Genomic DNA, 20,217 nt, shown 5'->3' with positions numbered 1-20,217 from the left:
CGCGGGGAACTGCGCGAACCGGAAGACCCCCCACCGCAAGATCGGGGCAGCCGAGCCAGTTGCACGCGCTGCCGATCCCACGTCCGGCAGGGCACACGCCAAGGGGCGCGAGGAACTGCGCGCTTCGGGAGGCGGCGCACCTGCAACTGACCCACCATCAGCCAGTTGCAGGTGCTGCCGTTCCCCTTCGCGCAGTTCCTCGCGCCCCTGAGGCACTGCCCTTCCGGGCGACCGCGTACAGCTACGCGTTACTTCTTGCGGCGGCCCTTCGCCGCGCGGGCGGCCTTGCGCCGCTCCGCCCGGGTCAGCCCGTCGCCGTCCTCGACGCCGTCCTCGAAGTCGCCCTCGATGACGTGCTCGTCGCCGTCCACCGACGGGGCGGTGTAGTGCAGACGCTGCGGCTTCGGAGCCTCCAGGCCCTTCGCCTTGATCTCCGGGCGGCCGGCCGCCTGGTCCTTCTCCAGCTTGGCGAGGGTCTCCTCGGTGTCCGCGAGCGGCACCTCCTCGACCTGCTGCTCGACCTGGACCTCCAGGTTGAACAGGTAGCCGACCGACTCCTCCTTGATGCCCTCCATCATCGCGGAGAACATGTCGAAGCCCTCGCGCTGGTACTCGACCAGCGGGTCGCGCTGGGCCATCGCCCGCAGGCCGATGCCCTCCTGGAGGTAGTCCATCTCGTAGAGGTGCTCACGCCACCGCCGGTCGAGCACCGACAGCACCACGCGCCGCTCCAGCTCCCGCATGATCTCCGCGCCGAGCGCGTCCTCACGGGCGCCGTACTGCCCCTGCACGTCCTCCTGCAGCGCCTTGACCAGGAACTCGGCGGTGAGCCCGGCCGGCCCGCCGGCCTCCTCCTCGAGCTCCTCCAGGTCCAGCGTCACCGGGTACAGCTGCTTGAGCGCCGCCCACAGCTTGTCCAGGTCCCAGTCGTCCTCGAAGCCCTCGCCGGTCGCGGCGTTGACGTACGCCTCGACGGTGTCGTCCATGAAGTGCGTGACCTGCTCCTGCAGGTCCTCGCCCTCCAGCACGCGACGACGCTCGCCGTAGATGACCTCGCGCTGACGGTTCAGCACCTCGTCGTACTTGAGGACGTTCTTGCGGATCTCGAAGTTCTGCTGCTCGACCTGGGTCTGCGCCGAGGCGATGGCCCGCGTCACCATCTTGGACTCGATCGGCACGTCCTCCGGCACGTTGGCCATGGCCAGCACGCGCTCGACCATCCCGGCCTTGAACAGCCGCATCAGGTCGTCGCCCAGCGACAGGTAGAACCGCGACTCGCCCGGGTCGCCCTGACGGCCGGAACGGCCGCGCAGCTGGTTGTCGATGCGCCGCGACTCGTGCCGCTCGGTGCCGAGCACGTACAGGCCGCCCAGCTCCTGGACCTCGAGCTGCTCCGCCTTCACGGCGGTCTTGGCCTTCTCCAGGGCGGCCGGGAAGGCGGCCTCGTACTCCTCCGGAGTGTCGATCTCGGTGATGCCGCGCTGCGCCAGCTCGGCCACCGCGAGGTGCTCCGCGTTGCCGCCGAGCATGATGTCGGTGCCGCGGCCGGCCATGTTGGTGGCCACCGTGACGGCGCCGCGACGGCCCGCCTGGGCGACGATCTGCGCCTCGCGCTCGTGGTGCTTGGCGTTGAGGACCTCGTGCGGGACGCCGCGCTTGCGCAGCTCCTGCGAGAGGTACTCGGACTTCTCGACCGAGACGGTGCCGACCAGGACCGGCTGGCCCTTCTCGTGCTTCTCGACGATGTCCTCGACCACGGCGGCGAACTTGGCCGGCTCGGACTTGTAGATCAGGTCCGGCTGGTCGATGCGCAGCGGGGTCTTGTTGGTCGGGATCGGCACCACGCCGAGCTTGTAGATCTGGTGGAACTCGGCCGCCTCGGTGGTGGCGGTACCGGTCATGCCGCCGAGCTTGTCGTAGAGGCGGAAGAAGTTCTGCAGGGTGACGGTGGCCAGGGTCTGGTTCTCGTTCTGAACCTCCACACCCTCCTTGGCCTCGATCGCCTGGTGCATGCCCTCGTTGTAGCGGCGGCCGGCCAGGATGCGGCCGGTGTGCTCGTCGACGATCATGACTTCGCCGTTCATGACGACGTAGTCCTTGTCGTTCTTGTAGAGCTCCTTGGCCTTGATGGCGTTGTTCAGGAACCCGACGAGCGGGGTGTTGACCGACTCGTAGAGGTTGTCGATCCCGAGGTAGTCCTCGACCCGGGAGACGCCCTCCTCCAGGACGCCGACCGTGCGCTTCTTCTCGTCGACCTCGTAGTCGCGGTCGCGCTTGAGGCGCAGCACCAGCTTGGCGAAGTCGGCGTACCACTTGGTGGCCTGGTCGGCCGGGCCGGAGATGATCAGCGGGGTGCGGGCCTCGTCGATCAGGATCGAGTCGACCTCGTCGACGATCGCGAAGTTGTGGCCGCGCTGCACCAGTTCGTCCTGCGACCACGCCATGTTGTCGCGCAGGTAGTCGAAGCCGAACTCGTTGTTGGTGCCGTAGGTGATGTCGCAGGCGTACTGCCGCTTGCGCTCGGCGGGCGACATGTTGCCCAGGATCACGCCGACCTCGAGGCCGAGGAAGCGGTGCACCCGGCCCATCCACTCCGAGTCGCGCTCGGCGAGGTAGTCGTTGACCGTGATCAGGTGCACGCCCTTGCCGCTCAGCGCGTTCAGGTACGCGGGCAGGGTGCCGACCAGGGTCTTGCCCTCGCCGGTGCGCATCTCGGCGACGTAGCCCAGGTGCAGCGCGGCGCCGCCCATCAGCTGGACGTCGTAGTGGCGCTGGCCGAGCACGCGCTTGGCCGCCTCGCGGACGGTGGCGAAGGCCTCGGGGAGGATGTCGTCCAGGGTCTCGCCGTCGGCGAGCCGCTGCTTGTACTCGTCGGTGAGTGCCCGCAGGTCCTCGTCGCTGAGGTTGACGAAGTCCTCTTCGATGGAGTTGACCTGGGCAGCAATCCGCTGGAGCTTGCGAAGGACCTTGCCCTCACCGGCGCGCAGGATCTTGTCGAAGACGGACACTAGGGCGGGCTCCTTGCCTGTTCGGCGTTGGACGGCAGCACGGTGGGTCGACCCCACCGCACGGGCCATCGTATGCGAGGGAGCCAACGCGCCGGGAGGTGCGTCAGCACGGTATTCCCGTGTCACCCGTGGGGGCACAACGGCCGATTGCGCTCCGGTGCGGACATTTCGGTCACCCTCCGGCCCTCGCTCAGGTTGTACGCGCCGGGACCTGACTTGGTTCCCGCTCCGGCTCCCCCCGCTGTCAGTCCCTCCGTCTACCCTGCGCGGCATGACCGCCACGCCTGCACCCGTCCTCGAACTCTCCGCCGACGAGGCCCGCCGGATCGCGCTGCGCGCCCAGGGGCTGCTCGGCGCGCCCGACCGCAGGGGCGGGGTGCGCGGCGTGCTCCGGCACCTCGGCGCGGTCCAGCTGGACACCATCTCGGTGCTGGCCCGCTCGCACGAGCTGGTGCCGTACGCGCGCCTCGGCGCGGTCGGCCGCCCGGCGGTGGAGGCGGCGTACTGGGGCGGCGGCACCTCCTTCGAGTACTGGTCGCACGCGGCCTGCATCCTGCCGGTGGAGGAGTGGCCGCTGTTCGGCTTCCGCCGCCGCTCCTACCGGTCCAACGGTCACGTCTGGGGCCGCAGCACCGAGGAGCGGACGTACCGTCAGGTGCTGGACCAGCTGCGCACGGAGGGCCCGCTGACCTCCACCGAGCTGGGCGGCGCCAAGCGCACCTCGGAGTGGTGGGACTGGTCGGACACCAAGGTCGCGGTGGAGAAGGCGCTGGCCTTCGGCGACGTGGTCTGCACCGAGCGGCGCAGCTGGAAGCGGGTGTACGCGCTGGCCGAGCAGGCGATCCCGGCCGAGTACCTGGCCGAGGAGCCCTCCGACGCGGAGTGCGTGCGCCGCCTGGTGGCCCAGGCCGGCACGGCGCTCGGGGTGGCCACCCGGGCCGACCTGATGGACTACTACCGGCTGAAGGCGAAGCACTTCGACGCGGCCCTGCCGGAGTCCGGCCTGGTCCCGGTGACGGTGGCCGGCTGGGGCGCGCAGGCCTGGGCCGACCCGGCCGCGCTGGAGACCGCCCCGCGCGGGCGGCACCGCACCACGCTGCTGTCGCCGTTCGACTCGCTGGTCTGGGACCGGCCGCGGACGGAGCGGATCTTCGGCCTGACGCACCGTCTGGAGGCCTACACCCCGAAGGAGAAGCGGGTGCACGGCTACTTCGCGATGCCGCTGCTGACCGGCGGCCGGCTGGTCGGCCGGGTCGATCCGGCCCGGGAGGGGAGGACCCTGGTGGCCCGTCAGGTCTCGCTGGACTCGCCCCGCCACCTGGAGGCGCTGGCCGGCGCGCTGCGCGAGGCCGCCGGGTGGGTGGGCTGCACCGCCGTCCGGGTGGAGCGGCTGTCCGACGAGGGCCTGCGCCCCGCCCTGGAGAAGCTGATCGGGTGATCCCGGCGGGCCCGGCGTGTCCCGCCGGGCCCCGGGCCGTTGCCCGGTGGTGTCCTTCCGCACCACCGATTCGGAGCACCGCATGGGCCTGACCACCACACGCCGCACCCTGCTCGGAGCGGCCGCCGCCCTGGGCGCGGTCAACCTGGGCGCCGTCGGCCTGGCGCCCCGCCCGGCCACCGCCGCGCCGGCCCGCCCGGCCACGGGCGGCACCCGGGCGGACGGGGCGGTCAGCCGGGGCCTGGCCCGGGAGATGCTGATGGTCGGCGAGGACGAGCGCACCGACCTGACCCTGGAGTACCTCAAGGTCCTGATCGACGGTCAGCTGCCGCCCACCACCGGCCGGAAGCGGGTGCTGGTGGTCGGCGCGGGCGTGGCCGGGCTGACGGCGGCCACCCTGCTGAAGCGGGCCGGCCACGAGGTGGTGGTCCTGGAGGCGAACGCGAACCGGGTCGGCGGCCGGGTGAAGACCTTCCGCGGCATGTTCAGCGACGAGCGGCTGTACGCGGAGGCCGGCGCGATGCGGCTTCCCGACTTCCACCCCCTGGTGCTGGCGCTGGCCGACAAGCTGGGCCTGAAGCGGCGGTTGTTCTTCAACGCCGACATCGCCCCCGGCACCCGGGCGCTCGGTCCGGTGCCCCCGGTGACCCACCGCTCCTTCACCGGCGAGGTCTGGAGCAACGGCCCGGACACCCCCTTCACCGCGCCCGCCCCGGTCTTCCGCACCCTGCTCGCGGTCAACGGCCTGACCACCGCCAAGGCCGACTACGCCCGCGACCCCGGCGAGCTCAACCGCTCCTTCGGCGCCCGCTTCGCCTCCACCGCCGCGGCCGCCGTGCACGCCGCCTTCGAGCCGGCCACCGTCCCGCCCGGCGACATCGCCCGGCGCCTGGACGGCTGGACGGAGGTCTTCTCCCGCTACGGCTACCACTCCACCCGCCGCTTCCTGCGGGAGGAGGCCGGCTGGGACGAGGCGTCCGTCCAGGCCGCCGGGACGCTGGAGAACATCACCTCCCGGCTGCACTACTCCCTCGTCCCGACCCTGATCGACCACGCCCTGATCAACCCCGCGAACCGCTACTGGGAGCTGGAGGGCGGCACCGACACCCTCACCACCGCGCTGGCCGCCCCGCTCGCCGCCGAGCTGCGGATGGGCCGCCGGATGACCAGGCTGTCCCAGAGCGCCGCCGGCGTGCGGATCGAGACGGTCGGCGAGAGCGGCGACGAGGAGTCCTGCGACGGCGCCCCCGACGGCCGCACCGAGGTCTTCGAGGGCGACTACGCCCTGGTCACCATCCCGTTCAGCGCGCTGCGGTTCTGCCGGATCGAGCCGCTGATGTCCTACCCCAAGCGCCGCGCCGTCACCGAGCTGCACTACGACTCCGCCACCAAGGTGCTGCTGGAGTTCAAGCGCCGCTTCTGGGAGGACGGTCCGAACGGCTTCACCGGCGGCGGCTGCGTCTCGGACAGCGCCAGCCGCTTCACCTACTTCCCCTCGCACGCCCCGGGCGGCGCCCCCGGCGGGGTGGTGCTGGCCTCGTACACCTGGTCCGACGACGCGATGCGCTGGGACTCGCTGACCCCGGGCGAGCGGTACGCCTTCGCGCTGGACGACCTGGAGCGGCTGTTCGGCCCCCAGGTGCGCCGCGAGTTCACCGGCGTCGGCGTCACCCAGTCCTGGGCCCGGGCCCGGTACGCCCTGGGCGAGGCGGTGATCCCGACCCCGGGGCAGCTGCACGAGCTGCACCCGGCGGCCGGCCGGCCCGAGGGCCGGGTGCACTTCGCGGGCGAGCACACCAGCCTCAAGCCGGCCTGGATCGAGGGCGCGCTGGAGTCCGCCGTGCGCACCTTCCTGGAGCTGCAGGCCCGCTGACGGAGGGTCAGGCCTGGAGGTCGGCGGTCAGCCGATCTCCAGGATCTTCTCCCGCATCGCGTAGACCACGGCCTCCATCCGGGAGTGCAGCTGCAGCTTCTCCAGGATGTTGCGCACGTGGTTCTTCACGGTGTTCTCGGAGATGAAGAGCTCCTTGGCGATCTCCCGGTTGTTCATCCCGGTGGCGACCAGCTTGAGCACCTCCAGCTCGCGGTCGGTGAGCCGGGGCGCCGGCAGCAGCTCCCGCTCGTCCGGCCGCCGCTGGATCATCGACTTGAACTCGGTGAGCAGCTTGGAGGCCATCGCCGGGCTGATCTGCGACTGCCCGTCGGCGACCGCCCGGATCGCGGTGGCGACCTCGTCGGTGGAGATCTCCTTCAGCAGGTAGCCGGTGGCACCCGCCTTGATCGCCTCGTAGAGGTCGGCCTCCTCGTCGCTTATGGTCAGCATGATGATCTTGGCGCTGGGCACCACGTCCTTGATCGCGGTACAGGCCTCGATCCCGCTGCGACGCGGCATCCGTACGTCCATCAGGATGATGTCGGGCAGCAGGTCGGCCGCCTTGAGCACCGCCTCCGCGCCGTCCCCGGCCTCGCCCACCACCCGGATGTCGGGCTCCTCCGCCAGCACGATCTCCAGGCCCCGGCGGAACAGCGCGTGGTCGTCCACCACCAGGACCCGGATCGGCTCGTCCCGGTGCGGCGGTTCGTCCGCGTCCCCCGGCGGTCCGCCCGTCAGACCGAATCGCTCCCCCATCCGCCCCTCCCCGCCGCCCGGTCAGTGTCGGCACATCATTCCACGAAGCGCCCGCGGTCGATCACCCTCCGCCGTCGCCCCTCCCGGAACGGGTGACCCCCGGTGGCAGCCGCCACCGGGGGTCACCCGCATCGCCTCCTGTGCGTCAGTCCTGGTCCGGGCCGCCGATCGCACCGCCGGCGTCACTGGCCGGGCCGACGTTCGTGCCGTCGGTGGCCAGGTGGATCACGCCGTAGTGGTAGCCGTGCCGCCGGTACACCACGCTCGGCAGGCCGCTGTCCTTCTCCACGAAGAGGTAGAAGTCGTGGCCGACGAGCTCCATCTCGTACAGCGCCTGGTCCAGCGACATGGGCGCGGCGCCGTGCGTCTTCTCCCGGACGACGAGCGGTCCGTCGCCCTCCACCTCCAGCGATCCCATCATGGTCTTGCGGGCCGTGCCGTTGACCCCGGCGCTGGGCTCCTCCACCTCGGGGAGCGACGCCAGCGCCGCCGTCGCCTCCGCGACGCTGATCGGGGTGCGGCCGTTGCCGCCCTTGTGCACCCGCCGCCGGTCGGCGGACTTGCGCAGCTGCGCGTCCAGCTTCGCGGAGGCCAGGTCGAGCGCCGCGTACGGGTCAGCGGCGGCGGCCTCGGCCCGGATCACCGGGCCGCGGGTGCGCATCGTGATCTCCACCCGCTCGGACCGGTCGGCCTGGCGCGGGTTGTGTTCCTTGGACACCTCGACGTCGAGGCTGATCACCTTGCCGTCGAACTTCTGGACCTTCTCCAGCTTCTCGGCCACGTGCTCTCGGAACCTCTTGGGCACCTCGGTCTTGCGGCCCTTGACGACGATGTCCACGCAGAACTCCGATCCCTCGTGCTGACGCCGGGCCGGAACGTTCCCGGACCGGACTGAGACCCAGCCGGACCAGCCGCTTCACCATCACCACCGGGGCTCCCGGGGGCGCTGGGAGGGACTGGCCCTCACCTCACTTCCTCCCCACCAGAAGCGCTTGAAACCCCTTGGAGCCTCATCGAACACCTCACACCGGGATTTCGCCATCCCCGGTCGGCTGGAGGACTGTTCCGTCCTGTTTACCCTCACGCGGGTGAAAAACCGGTAAACACCTGGACAACATGCCCCGGACGGCCCACCGTTTGGTACGGGCCGACCACCGGGAGTCACCATGACCGCCCACGCCCTGTTCGAACTGGCCGACCTCCTGCTGCCCGCCCGCTGCGCCGGCTGCCGCACCGGCCGCACCCCGCTCTGCCCCGGCTGCCGCGCCGCCCTGGACACCGCCCGCCCCGGCCCGGCCACCCCGCACCCGTGCCCGGCCGGCCTGCCCCCGGTGCACGCCGCCACCCGCTACGCCGACCCGGTCCGCCAACTGCTGCTCGCCCACAAGGAGCGCGGGGCCCTGCGCCTGGCCGCCCCGCTCGGCCGCGCCCTGGCCGCCGCGGTGCTCCCCCTGCTGGGCCCCGGCCCGGCCCTGCTGGTGCCCGTGCCCTCCACCCGGGCCGCCACCCGCGCCCGCGGCCACGACCCGACGCTGCGCCTGGCCCGGGCCGCCGCCCGCGAGCTGCGCCGGCGGGGCCACCCCGTCCGGGCCGCGCACCTGCTGCGCCACCGCCGCGCGGTGGCCGACCAGGCGGGCCTGACGGCCGCCCAGCGGCACGCCAACCTGCACGGCGCGCTCACCGCCCGCCCGGGCGCCGCCCGCCTGCTGGCGGGCCGTCAGGCCGTGCTGGTGGACGACCTGGTGACCACCGGAGCCTCTCTCGCCGAAGCCGCCCGCGCCCTCACCGCCCTCGGCCACCCACCCCGCGCCGCCGCCACCGTGGCCGCCGCCCAGCGGGCCACCGGTCAGCCCGGGTAGGAGAACTGACGGCCCTTCAGGCCCGATGCCAGCTCGACCCACTGACTGCCCGACAGCCGGTAGACCTGGTCGGCGGAGGTGGCCAGCACCGGCGGCAGCAGCTCCTTGCTGCCGGTGTTCCGCGCCTCGGTCGCCGAGACCGAGGTCATCGAGTCACCGCCCTGGAGCGGCACGTCCGCGCTGACCGATCCGTCGGTGCCGAAGTAGTGCAGCTGCTGGAGCTTGTCCTGCTCCTTGCCGAGCACCAGCAGCTGGTCCGTGTCGGCCCAGGCCACCGAGACCACCTCGCTCAGCACCGAGGCCACCGCCCGCAGGCCCACCACCTCGGCCCCCGGCCTGGTCTGGCTCCCGGTGTGCAGGACCATGCCGAGCCTGAGCGTGGTCTTGCCGCCCTCGTTCACCACCAGGGCGATCCGGGTGCCGTCCGAGGAGACCCGCAGCGACTGGACCTTCCCGCCGCCCAGCCCTCCGACGTGGACCGGCACCACCGTCCGGCCGCGCACCATGACCACCCCGGAGTCGGCTGCCGGGTCCACCAGCCAGAGGTTGTTCCAGCCGTCCCAGCTCGGCGAGCTCAGCACGCCACCGCTCCGGTGCACGCGCTCCCCCTTGGTGCTGTTGGCGGCCAGGTCGACCAGGAACAGCTCGTGGCCGTCCGCCCCGATCGCGGCCGCCGCCACGCCGTCCCGTCGGACCGCGAAGCCGCTCGGGCGGAGGGATCCGTTCTCCGCCCCCAGCTCGCCCGGGACCGGAGTGCCCCTCCCGTCGGAGTCCGCGGTCTGCATCAGCTGGCCCTTCGCCTGGTCCAGGTAGTACTGCCTGGTCCCGAACACCCCGCCAGCCAGCGCGCCCGGCGCGCGCAGCACGGTGTCGCCGACGGCCTGGCAGGTGCCCTTCTGCCCGTTCAGGGTCAGCAGGGTCAGCCGCTTGCCCTGGACGTCGGACAGGGTGTGGAAGAGCTGCGCGGCCATCTCGCCGCAGCGCCCCGGCTCGGCGCCGAGGTCCGGCACGTCCACCTTCACGGTGGCCGCGTTGGAGTCGTTGACGGTGACGGCGCCCACGATCGCGACCTGCTCGCCGAAGGCCGTCCGGACCCCCTTGGCGAGCCAGGCCGACGGTCCGTCGGCCAGCGCCTGGGCGGCGGCGGTGAGCGGGTCCACCCGGCGGCGCACGTAGATCGGGTCGGGCACCAGCACCGCCTGCGGGCCCGGTTCGGCCGAGGGGTCCTCCCGGGTCGGGAAGTAGCGGTGCACCGCCCGGTAGCCGTTCTTGAACTCGGTCAGATCGGTGATCAGCCCGTCCGGCAGGTCGTCGATCCGCCACTCGCCCTTGTTCTTGCCCTCGGTCTCCCGCACCAGCTTGAACCGCTGGTCGTACGGGGAGGTCTGGCTGGACGACGTGCCCGGGGTCGGCCGGTAGGTGCGGTGCCGGTCCAACTCGGCTATCTGGCCGCCCTGCACCTGGACCTCGGCCCGGTCGGAGCCCGCGGCCAGCGAGACGGTGTACCGGGCCTGCGAGCCCAGGACCACCACCTGCGTCTCCGGCTGCCACTTCCGCAGCGCCGCCGCCGTCAGGTACTGCTTGGCGGTCGCGTAGGTCGCCTCGTCGGCGTTGGCCGCGTCCAGGAAGCCGGTGAGCAGCTTCTCCGGATCGTCCCCGGGGTGCGGAGGCGCCGGGTAGACCCGCACCTGGAGGTTCTCCGGAGCGGCGGTCGCCGGGCTGCCGACCCGCTCCGGCGAGCCGTCCGAGGGCATCGAGACGCAGCCCGCGGCCACCAGCGGGGCGAGCACCGCGCCGAGCGCGCGGAGCAGCCGCCGGTCAGTCCTGTCCGTCCTCCGCACGCCGCTCCCCCTCCGAGTCGCTCCCACCGGCATCCGCGCCGGCCGACGGCGCGTCCGCCGGCCTGGCCGCCGACCGGTCCACCACCACGTGTGCGCCGGTCGCACCGTACCCCGCCGAAGCGGCCCGGACGTCCGAGGGGTCGGCCACCGGGGCCGACGGCGTCTTGCCCAGCCCGGGTCCGATGCTCAGCACGCCGCCCAGCCCGGGGCCGAAGCCCGTGGCCTGGCCCTCCGGCGTCTCCGGGACCTCCGCCGTCTGCTCGGCCGAGGTGAGCGCGGTCGCCCCGGCCGGCCTGGCCCGCCGGTACGGGCCCGCGCTGGCCAGCCCCCGGTTGTGCCGGGAGTCCTCCGGCTCCAGCCGGAACGGCGCCCGGCTGATCTCCCCGCCGCGGGTGCGCGGCAGGGTGAGCCGGAAGTGCGAGCCGCCGCCCGGCTCGCCCCAGGCCTGCAGCCAGCCGCCGTGCAGGTGCGCGTCCTCGACCGCGATCGACAGGCCCAGGCCCGTGCCGCCGGTGGTCCGCACCCGGGACGGGTCGGCCCGCCAGAAGCGGTGGAACACCCGGGAGGCCTCGCCGGGCTTGAGCCCGATGCCGTAGTCCCGGACGCCGACCGCGACCGCGCCCTCGGCCGAACCGAGCCGGATCACCACGTCCCGGCCCTCGCCGTGCTCCAGCGCGTTGACCACCAGGTTGCGCAGGATGCGCTCGATCCGCCGGGAGTCCACCTCGGCGACCACCGGCTCCTCGCCGCCCCGGATGATCACCGCACTGCCCTTGGCCTGCGCCAGCGGGTCGGCCGCCTCGACCACCCGGCCGACGATGTCCCGCAGGTCCACCGGCTCGGCGTCCAGGATCGCCGCGCCCGCGTCGAACCGGCTGATCTCCAGCAGGTCGGCGAGCAGCGACTCGAAGCGGTCCAGCTGCCCCTGCAGCAGCTCCGCCGAGCGGGCCGCCATCGGGTCCAGGTCGTCCCGGCTGTCGTAGATCAGGTCCGCCGCCATCCGGACGGTGGTCAGCGGGGTGCGCAGCTCGTGCGAGACGTCCGAGACGAACCGCCGCTGCACCCGGGAGAGCTCCTCCAGCTGCCGGATCTGCGCCTGCAGCGCGTTGGCCATCCGGTTGAAGGACTCGCCGAGCCGGGCGATGTCGTCGGAGCCGGTGACCTTCATCCGCTCTTCCAGGTGCCCGGCGGCCAGCCGCTCCGAGATCCCGGCCACCATCCGCACCGGGGTGACCACCTGACGGACCACCAGCCAGGCGATGCCGCCGAGCAGCATCACCACGAACACCCCGGCGGTCGCCAGCGTGCCGGTGACCTGCCCGAGCGAGCTGGTCTCCTGGGCGAACGAGAAGACGTAGTACAGCTGGTACTGCGTGGTCCCGTCCGGGCCCCGGAACTGCTGACCGATGATCAGGCCCGGCTCCTCCTTCGGAGCCTTCCCGGGCGCGGTCGCCCGCTGCACCTCGGCGGTCTGCTCGAACATCTGCCCGGGATTCGCGGCGACCTGGGCGCGCAGGGCCGGCGAGATCGAGGCCGGCAGGATCTCGCCGGAGCCGTACGCGCCGCGCAGCGCGGCACTGGACGAGCTCTGCACCTCGTCGCTGTTGGGCACCAGGGCGATCACCGAGTAGACCCCGCTGCCGCCGGTGGCGAGGTCGGAGACCTGCTTGATCAGCCAGGTGCTGGTCTTCACCCGGGTCGGGTCGGTGTTGGCACCGACCGTGGCCTGCAGGTTGATCGCGTCGTTGATCTTGTCCTGCTCGATCTCGAAGCCGCCGCGGGCCTGGTTCTGCGCCGAGTGCTTCTTGGCGTCCAGCAGCACCGTGCGGACCTGGGCGACCACCACCACGCCCAGCACCAGCACCACGGCGAGCGAGAGCAGCAGGGTGGCGGCCACCACCCGCACCTGGATGGAGCGCCGGTACAGCGCCACCACCCGGTGGAAGGGACGCCGGAACTGACGGGCCACCAGCGCGAAGAGTGCCACCGGGCCGCGCCGGGGGCGGCGGCCACCGGTGGTGGTGGAGCTCAACACGTCCCCGCGAACGGTGGACTCCCCGTCGGCGGCGGTGCCCGACGGGGAGTCGTCAGCTTGCTGCGTCACGTCAGCTGGGCCCGGCCTTGTAGCCGACACCGCGGACGGTGACCACGATCTCCGGACGCTCCGGGTCCTTCTCGATCTTCGAGCGCAGGCGCTGCACGTGCACGTTCACCAAGCGGGTGTCGGCGGCGTGCCGGTAGCCCCAGACCTGCTCCAGCAGCACCTCGCGGGTGAACACCTGCCAGGGCTTGCGGGCCAGCGCGACCAGCAGGTCGAACTCCAGCGGGGTCAGCGGGATGCCCCGGCCCTCCCGCTTCACGGAGTGACCGGCCACGTCGATCACCAGATCGCCGATCGTCAGCTGCTCCGGCGTCGGCTCCTCGGCGCGGCGCAGCCGGGCGCGGACCCGGGCCACCAGTTCCTTGGGCTTGAACGGCTTGACGACGTAGTCGTCGGCGCCGGACTCCAGTCCGACCACGATGTCGACGGTGTCGGTCTTCGCGGTGAGCATCACGATCGGCACGCCGGACTCGGAGCGGATCTGACGGCACACGTCGATCCCGTCCCGCCCGGGCAGCATCAGATCGAGGAGGACCAGATCAGGCTTGGTCTCCCGGAACGCGGCTAGTGCCTTGTCCCCGTCCGCGACGAAAAACGGCTCAAAACCCTCACCACGAAGCACGATGCCCAACATCTCGGCCAGTGCGGTGTCGTCATCGACGACGAGGACACGTCCCTTCATGCGTCCATCCTCTCATTACCGGATTGTGACCTGCCGCACAGCCGTGCCAATCTGGCGTGCTCGTGCCCGCCAAGTCAGTCATATCGTCGCAGAGTTCGCCCCCCGCCAGGACCGGGCCCAGGACCGGGCCGGGATATCCCTGCGAGCGCCGAACAGTGCCGTGGCACGATGGGCGCCACAGAGTACCGATTCGACGGGAGCAGTGATGACCGACACTCCGGGCTGGGCCTCGCCCGGCTCACCCGAGCCGCCCCGAGAGGACGCCGGGACGTCGGACGCTCCAGCTCCCGCCGCGGCCACCGCCCCGCCCGTCCCGCCGCAGGCCGGCCCCGTGCCGCCGCCGGTCCCGCCGCCCGCGCCGGGCCCCTACGCCGGCGCCTACGGCCAGCAGCCCCCGTACGGACAGCAGGCCCCCCACGGGCAGCAGCCCGGCTGGGGCCAGCAGCCCCCGTACGGTCCGCAGCCCGGCTGGGGCGGCGGTCAGCAGTGGGGCGGCGCCCCGGGCTGGGGGCAGCCGCCGAGCCCGAAGCCCGGCGTCATCCCGCTCCGCCCGCTCTCCGTCGGCGAGCTGCTGGACGGTGCCTTCACCACCGTGCGCCGCTACTGGCGCTCCACCATCGGCCTCTCCCTCGGCGTCGCGGTCGCCGAGCAGTCGCTCACCGCCGGCGCCGAGTGGTGGGGCTACGAGCAGCCCGACGCGATCGGCCCGGCCGTCCTCAGCATCGCCGCCTACCTGTTCGCGATGCTGCTCGGCATCATCGCCTCCGGCCTGCTCACCATGGTGGTCAGCAAGGCGATCCTCGGACAGCGCGCCACCCTCGGCGCCGCCTGGGCCGCCGCCCGGCCACAGCTGTTGAAGCTCTTCGGGCTCACCGTGATCACCACCCTGATCATGGTCGGCATCGCCCTGGTCGCCATGGCGCCGATGCTGGTGCTCGCCGTCGCCGACGCCGACGGCGCACTGATCGGCCTCGCCGTACTGCCGCTGCTCGCCGGCCTGGCCGTGATGCTCTGGTTGATGGTCCAGCTCAGCATGGCCGCCCCGGCCCTGATGCTGGAGAAGCAGGGCGTCTTCACCGCGCTCTCGCGCTCCCGACGCCTCGTCAAGGGCGCCTGGTGGCGCACCTTCGGCATCACCGCCCTCGGTCAGTTCATCGCCGGACTGATCGCCACCGTCTTCGTGCTGCCGTTCACCGTCATCGGCATGGCCACGCTCGGCGAGGACCAGTTCACCCCGAACTCGGACTTCGGCGTGTTCGGCGCCACCACCCCGCCGTCGCTGATCCTGATCCTCTCGATCGGCGCCATCCTGGCCTCCTGCATCACCATCCCGCTGGTCGCCGCGATCAACGTGCTGCTGTACGTCGACCGCCGGATCCGCCGCGAGGGCCTGGACATCGAGCTGGCCCGCGCCGCGAGCGCGCCCGCCGACGCACCGTCACCCGCCGCCGGCCCGGCCGACACCGCCCCCGACCAGACCGGACCGCAGGGAAGCTGATGCCCAACTGGGGGGAGTGGGCCCCGCTGGCCGCCGGCGTCCCGGTCACCGAGGAGCGTGACGCGGCCCGGGACGCCGCCCGGATCGAACGGCTCGACCCGGCGTACCACCACCACGATCCGAGCCTGCTGCAGCGGATCTGGAACTGGGTGGTCGAGCAGCTCGACAAGGCCTTCGGCGCCGTCGGCATCGCCACCCACGGCATCACCTCCGTGGCGCTCTTCCTGGTCGTCCTGACCGTCCTGGCCGGGCTGCTGTGGTGGCGTCTCGGCGCCCCGCGCCGGGCGGCCCGCAGCACCGCCCCGGACCTGTTCGGCACCGACCGCCCGGCCACCGCCGCCGAGCACCGCGCGACCGCCGCCGCCCACGCGGCGGCGGGCGCCTGGGCCGACGCCGTGCGCGAGCAACTGCGCGCCCTGATACGCGGCTTGGAGGAGCGCACGCTCCTCGACGTCCGCCCCGGCCGGACCGCGGACGAGGCCGCCGCCGAGGCCGGCCGGGTGCTCCCCGAGCACTCCGAGGCCCTGCGCCGCGCCGCCCGCACCTTCGACGACGTGGTCTACGGCGAGCACACCGCCGACGCGGCCGCCTACCAGGCCCTGCTCGACCTCGACCGGGCCGTCACCACCAGCCGGCCGACCCTCGCCGGGAGCACCGCGTGAGCACCGACACCACCGCCCCGGCCCCCGCACCCGCCGCGCCGGCAACCGCTCCTGACGCACCGTCGGAGGGGCCCGCGCCGACCGTCGGCACCGCACTGCGGGTCTTCCCCGGCTGGGGCCGGATCTGGCGTCGCGGCCGCTGGTTCCTGCTCGGCGCTGCCGTCGTCCTGGTCGGCGGACTGCTCGTCACCGGCCTGGACGACCACCGCGAGTACCCCCCGCTCCACCCGCGCGACCCCGATCCGCACGGCACCCGGGCCGTGGTCCGCCTGCTCGAACAGCGCGGCGTCGACGTCCGCACCGCCGCCACCCAGGACGAGCTCTCCGAAGCCCTGGCCGCTCCCGGCACCACCGTGGTGCTGCCCCTCACCGTCCCGCTGACGCCCGGTCAGCTCGGACCGGTCTCCGCCCGCAAGCGCGGCAGCGACAGCCGCCTGGTGCTGATCGGCCCCGACAACGACACCCTGACCCAGCTCGCCCCGGGCATCACCACCGCCAACGACTCCTCCGGCGAGCCGCACCTCACCAAGTCCACCGCCACCGCCCCCGGCTGCTCCCTGCCCGAGGCCGCCCGGGCCGGCACCGCCGAGGTCGGCGGCCTGCTCTACCGGCCCGGCCCCGGCGACACCGGCTGCTACCCCACCAACGGCCGCCCCGCCCTGGTCCGCCACACCGACCCGGGCTCCCGCGAGACCGTGGTCCTCGGCAGCGGCCGCTTCCTCACCAACGAGCGGCTCGCCGAGGAGGGCAACGCCTCGCTCGCCCTCGGCCTGCTCGGCTCCCGCCACCACCTGGTCTGGTACCTCCCGGACTACTCCGGCCCGCAGGCCGAGCAGCCCAGGAGCCTCACCGACCACATCCCGGCCGGCTGGAACTGGGCCGCCCTGCAGCTCGCCGTGGCCGCCGCCCTGGCCGCCCTCTGGCGCGCCCGCCGGCTCGGCCCGGTGGTCACCGAGCAGCTGCCGGTGGTCGTCCGGGCCGCCGAGACCACCGAGGGCCGGGCCCGGCTCTACCAGCGCGCCAAGGCCCGCGGCCGGGCCGCCGACGCCCTGCGCCGCGCCGCCCGCCACCGCACCGCCCCCGCCCTCGGCATCCCCCTGCACACCGGCGAACCCGACCCGACCGCCCTGTGCACCGCCCTGGCCGACCGCCTCGACCGCCCCGCCGCCGACCTCCACGCGCTGCTGTACGGCGACGCACCCACCGACGACGCCGCCCTGCTGCGGCTCACCGACGCCCTCGACGCCCTGGAAAGGCAGGTACGACAGCCGTGACCGAGCAGGCCACCACCTCCCTCAGCAAGCCGACCCCCGAGGACGGTGCCACCCTCTCGGCCGCCCCGGCCGCCGCCACCGACGCCCGGGCCGCGCTCACCGCCCTGCGCGCCGAGATCGGCAAGGCCGTGGTCGGCCAGGACGCCGCCGTCACCGGCCTGGTCGTCGCCCTGCTCTGCGGCGGCCACGTCCTGCTGGAGGGCGTCCCCGGCGTCGCCAAGACCCTGCTGGTCCGCACCCTCTCCACCGCCCTCAGCCTGGAGACCAAGCGCATCCAGTTCACCCCCGACCTGATGCCGGGCGACGTCACCGGCTCCCTGGTCTACGACGCCCGCACCGCCGAGTTCTCCTTCCAGCCCGGCCCCGTCTTCACCAACCTGCTGCTGGCCGACGAGATCAACCGCACTCCCCCGAAGACCCAGGCCTCCCTGCTGGAGGCCATGGAGGAGCGCCAGGTCACCGTCGACGGCGAACCCCGCGCGCTCCCCGTCCCGTTCCTGGTCGCGGCCACCCAGAACCCGGTCGAGTACGAGGGCACCTACCCGCTGCCCGAGGCCCAGCTCGACCGCTTCCTGCTCAAGCTGGTGCTCCCGCTCCCCACCCGGGACCAGGAGTACCAGGTGCTCGCCAAGCACGCTTCCGGCTTCGACCCCCGCGACCTCGCCGCCGCGGGCGTGCGCCCGGTGGCCGGCCCCGCCGACATCACCGCCGCCCGCGCCGAGATCGCCAAGCTCACCGTCTCCCCCGAGGTGCTGGCCTACATCGTCGACCTCTGCCGGGCCACCCGGCAGTCCCCGTCGCTCTCCATCGGCGTCTCCCCGCGCGGGGCCACCGCCCTGCTCAACGCCTCCCGCGCCTGGGCCTGGCTGGCCGGCCGCGACTACGTCTCCCCCGACGACGTCAAGGCCCTCGCCCTGCCCACCCTGCGCCACCGGGTCCAGCTCCGGGCCGAGGCCGAGATGGAGGGCGTCACCGCCGACTCCGTCATCCAGGCCGTCCTGGCCCAGACCCCGGCCCCGCGCTGACCCGTACTGCCCGAAGGAGCGTCACCCATGGCCCTGACCGGCCGCACCGCCCTCATCGCCGCGCTCGGCGCGCTGGTCGTGGGCCTCCTGCTGCCCTCCTGGGGCGGGATCGGCGCGGTCACGGGCCCGCTCCTGCTCGCCGTCCTCGCCGACCTCGCCCTGGCGGCCCCGGTACGGTCCCTGGTGCTCACCCGCACCGGCGACACCACCGTCCGCCTCGGCGAGCCGGCCACGGTCGAACTGTCCGTCACCAACCCCTCCCGGCGCCCCCTGCGGGCCCGTCTGCGCGACGCCTGGCCGCCCTCCACCTGGCGCCCCGGCACCTCCTTCGAGGCCTCCCGGCACGCCCTCACCATCCCCGCGGGGGAGCGCCGCCGGATCACCACCCACCTGCTCCCCACCCGCCGCGGCGACCACCACGCCCACCGGGTCACCGTCCGCTCCCACGGCCCGCTCGGCCTGGCCGCCCGCCAGGGCTCCCACCTGGTGCCGTGGACGGTCCGCGCCCTCCCCCCGTTCGCCAGCCGCAAGCACCTGCCCTCCCGCCTGGCCCGCCTGCGCGAACTCGACGGCCGCACCTCGATCCTGACCCGCGGTCAGGGCACCGAGTTCGACTCCCTGCGCGAGTACCTCCCCGGCGACGACGTCCGCTCCATCGACTGGCGCGCCAGCGCCCGCCGGCACACCGTCGCCGTCCGCACCTGGCGCCCCGAACGCGACCGCCACGTCCTGATCGTCCTCGACACCGGCCGCACCTCCGCCGGCCGCGTCGGCGACGCCCCCCGCCTGGACGCCGCCCTCGACGCCGCCCTCCTGCTGGCCGCCCTGGCCACCAAGGCCGGCGACCGGGTCGACCTCCTCGCCCACGACTCCCACAAGCGCCGCACCGTCGTCGGCCGCTCGGCCTCCGACGTGCTCCCCGCCTTCACCGAGGCGATGGCCACCCTCCAGCCGGCCATGGTCCAGACCGACCTGCGCGCCCTCACCTCCGCCACCCTCCGGCTGGCCCCCCACCGCTCCCTGATCGTCCTGATCACCGGCCTCGACGCCGGCCCCGTCGAGGAGGGCCTGCTCCCCCAGCTCCCCCTCCTCGCCAAGCGCCACGAGCTCGTCCTCGCCTCCGTCGCCGACCCCCGCCTCGACGAACTCGCCACCACCCGCGGCACCGTCCAGGACGTCTACGCCGCCGCAGCCGCCGAGCAGACCCGCGCCGACCGCGCCCGCACCGCCACCCTCCTCACCCGCCGCGGCGTCACCGTCCTCGACGCCCCACCCGCGGCCCTCCCCCCGGCCCTCGCCGACACCTACCTCGCCCTCAAGGCCGCCGGCCGCCTCTGAGCCCTACCTGAGGCGTACGCCCCCGGTACCTCCGGCGGATCCCGCCACGGCTCCCTCGATGATCCAATTGACCGGTCATCAGTAACCTTCGGGGGAGCACCACATGAAGCGCAGGGAATTCCTCCTGCTCAGCACCATCGGCCTGTCATCCCTGGCCCTGGTCGGCTGCGACACCGGCCACAAGAACACCGCCTCGGCAACCGACTCGGTCATCGAAGCGCCCGAGCCCGTCAGCGACCCGGCCTTCATCCGTGGCGCCCTGGCCCGCCTCGGCCCGGTCCTCTCGGCCCACTGGACCGAGATCTCCTCGAACGACTACACCCCCGACCGCGCCATCCCCGGCCCGACCGACCTCTTCTACTGCGCTGTCGCCCAGCTCCCCCCGGGTCAGGTCGCGAAGATCATCGGCCAACTCCCCGCACAGCCGGCCGAGTTCCCCCAGGTCCAGCACTACCCCACCACCTCCAAGGACGTCGACCGCACCGCCGTCCCCGCCTCCCTCCTGCCGCACCTCCCGTCGGCCCCCTCCTGGGTGTCCCACCCGAAGATCGACGAGTTGCTGGACGCCCACAGCGGCCAGGTCCTGCTCGACCGAGCCTCCGACACCGTCTTCGTCAACGCGGTCGACCTGAGGGACCCCACCAAGGCCCAGAACCTCGTCGACGTCAACGGCAACACCTCGACCACCACCCCGGTACCGCTCCCGCCGCTGCCCTGAAAGGGCTTGGAAATGCAGAAAGCCCCCGCCGGTTTCCCGGCGAGGGCTTTCTTGAATGATTGTTCGGCGGCGTCCTACTCTCCCACAGGGTCCCCCCTGCAGTACCATCGGCGCTGTGAGGCTTAGCTTCCGGGTTCGGAATGT

General features: G+C 73.2%; 15 protein-coding genes and 1 rRNA gene. 9 read left to right on the top strand and 7 right to left on the bottom strand.

Annotated elements, in window-relative coordinates; genetic code table 11:
* Positions 1-248: 248 nt before the first annotated feature.
* Positions 249-3,008, bottom strand: a complete 2,760-nt coding sequence (secA, locus tag ACWCYY_RS24545; RefSeq protein ID WP_345289986.1) for a preprotein translocase subunit SecA — start codon at positions 3,006-3,008, stop codon at positions 249-251.
* 271 nt (positions 3,009-3,279) lie between these two features.
* Between secA and ACWCYY_RS24540 the strand changes: the two genes are divergently transcribed.
* Complete coding sequence (locus ACWCYY_RS24540; RefSeq protein ID WP_449797269.1) at positions 3,280-4,446, top strand: winged helix-turn-helix domain-containing protein; 1,167 nt, start codon at positions 3,280-3,282, stop codon at positions 4,444-4,446.
* A gap of 82 nt (positions 4,447-4,528) precedes the next feature.
* Complete coding sequence (locus ACWCYY_RS24535) at positions 4,529-6,319, top strand: flavin monoamine oxidase family protein (protein WP_380149636.1); 1,791 nt, start codon at positions 4,529-4,531, stop codon at positions 6,317-6,319.
* Positions 6,320-6,346: 27 nt separating this feature from the next.
* On the opposite strand, the gene ACWCYY_RS24530 is transcribed toward ACWCYY_RS24535, so the two are convergent.
* Both ACWCYY_RS24530 and hpf read right to left on the bottom strand, forming a co-directional pair.
* Positions 6,347-7,075: a response regulator transcription factor gene (locus ACWCYY_RS24530; protein ID WP_345289990.1), complete on the bottom strand. Its 729-nt coding sequence runs from the start codon at positions 7,073-7,075 to the stop codon at positions 6,347-6,349.
* A gap of 145 nt (positions 7,076-7,220) precedes the next feature.
* Positions 7,221-7,913 (bottom strand): ribosome hibernation-promoting factor, HPF/YfiA family, encoded by a 693-nt coding sequence (gene hpf / locus ACWCYY_RS24525; protein WP_345289991.1) that lies wholly within the window; start codon positions 7,911-7,913, stop codon positions 7,221-7,223.
* Positions 7,914-8,241: 328 nt separating this feature from the next.
* Here hpf and ACWCYY_RS24520 point away from each other — a divergent pair, with 328 nt between their 5' ends.
* A complete protein-coding gene (locus ACWCYY_RS24520; RefSeq protein ID WP_380149637.1) occupies positions 8,242-8,934 on the top strand; it encodes a ComF family protein in 693 nt (230 codons plus the stop codon).
* On the opposite strand, the gene ACWCYY_RS24515 is transcribed toward ACWCYY_RS24520, so the two are convergent.
* Genes ACWCYY_RS24515 through mtrA form a run of 3 tightly spaced genes read right to left on the bottom strand, consistent with a single transcriptional unit; the run spans position 8,922 to position 13,558 of the window.
* Positions 8,922-10,775 (bottom strand): LpqB family beta-propeller domain-containing protein, encoded by a 1,854-nt coding sequence (locus tag ACWCYY_RS24515; protein ID WP_449797268.1) that lies wholly within the window; start codon positions 10,773-10,775, stop codon positions 8,922-8,924. The two genes, ACWCYY_RS24520 and ACWCYY_RS24515, sit on opposite strands and share 13 nt — an antisense overlap.
* On the bottom strand, positions 10,753-12,879 hold the full coding sequence (mtrB, locus tag ACWCYY_RS24510) for an MtrAB system histidine kinase MtrB (protein ID WP_380149639.1): 2,127 nt from the start codon (positions 12,877-12,879) through the stop codon (positions 10,753-10,755). Before mtrB ends, ACWCYY_RS24515 begins: the two co-directional genes overlap by 23 nt.
* Before the next feature lies 1 nt (position 12,880).
* Positions 12,881-13,558 carry an MtrAB system response regulator MtrA gene (gene mtrA / locus ACWCYY_RS24505; RefSeq protein ID WP_104816374.1) on the bottom strand — a complete coding sequence of 226 codons (678 nt, stop codon included), beginning with the start codon at positions 13,556-13,558 and terminating at the stop codon, positions 12,881-12,883.
* A 205-nt stretch (positions 13,559-13,763) separates the two neighbouring features.
* Between mtrA and ACWCYY_RS24500 the strand changes: the two genes are divergently transcribed.
* The 6 genes from ACWCYY_RS24500 to ACWCYY_RS24475 all read left to right on the top strand — a co-directional run bounded on the left by ACWCYY_RS24500 (position 13,764) and on the right by ACWCYY_RS24475 (position 20,073).
* Entirely contained in the window at positions 13,764-15,056 is a 1,293-nt protein-coding gene (locus ACWCYY_RS24500; RefSeq protein WP_449797267.1) for a hypothetical protein, read from the top strand.
* On the top strand, positions 15,056-15,718 hold the full coding sequence (locus tag ACWCYY_RS24495; RefSeq protein WP_345289994.1) for a DUF4129 domain-containing protein: 663 nt from the start codon (positions 15,056-15,058) through the stop codon (positions 15,716-15,718). Before ACWCYY_RS24500 ends, ACWCYY_RS24495 begins: the two co-directional genes overlap by 1 nt.
* Positions 15,715-16,992 carry a DUF4350 domain-containing protein gene (locus ACWCYY_RS24490; protein ID WP_449797266.1) on the top strand — a complete coding sequence of 426 codons (1,278 nt, stop codon included), beginning with the start codon at positions 15,715-15,717 and terminating at the stop codon, positions 16,990-16,992. The genes ACWCYY_RS24495 and ACWCYY_RS24490 overlap by 4 nt, the downstream gene beginning before the upstream one ends.
* Positions 16,989-18,017: an AAA family ATPase gene (locus ACWCYY_RS24485; RefSeq protein WP_449797265.1), complete on the top strand. Its 1,029-nt coding sequence runs from the start codon at positions 16,989-16,991 to the stop codon at positions 18,015-18,017. The genes ACWCYY_RS24490 and ACWCYY_RS24485 overlap by 4 nt, the downstream gene beginning before the upstream one ends.
* Before the next feature lie 27 nt (positions 18,018-18,044).
* On the top strand, positions 18,045-19,355 hold the full coding sequence (locus ACWCYY_RS24480; RefSeq protein ID WP_449797264.1) for a DUF58 domain-containing protein: 1,311 nt from the start codon (positions 18,045-18,047) through the stop codon (positions 19,353-19,355).
* A gap of 103 nt (positions 19,356-19,458) precedes the next feature.
* Entirely contained in the window at positions 19,459-20,073 is a 615-nt protein-coding gene (locus tag ACWCYY_RS24475) for a hypothetical protein (RefSeq protein WP_345289998.1), read from the top strand.
* 61 nt (positions 20,074-20,134) lie between these two features.
* Here ACWCYY_RS24475 and rrf read toward each other — a convergent pair.
* Positions 20,135-20,217: ribosomal RNA gene (gene rrf, locus ACWCYY_RS24470) — 5S ribosomal RNA — on the bottom strand; the annotation flags it as partial.

It is taken from the genome of Kitasatospora sp. NPDC001664 (assembly GCF_053596675.1).
The sequence above is the reverse complement of the archived record's forward strand: the minus strand, read 5'-3'. Positions and strand labels throughout refer to the sequence as shown.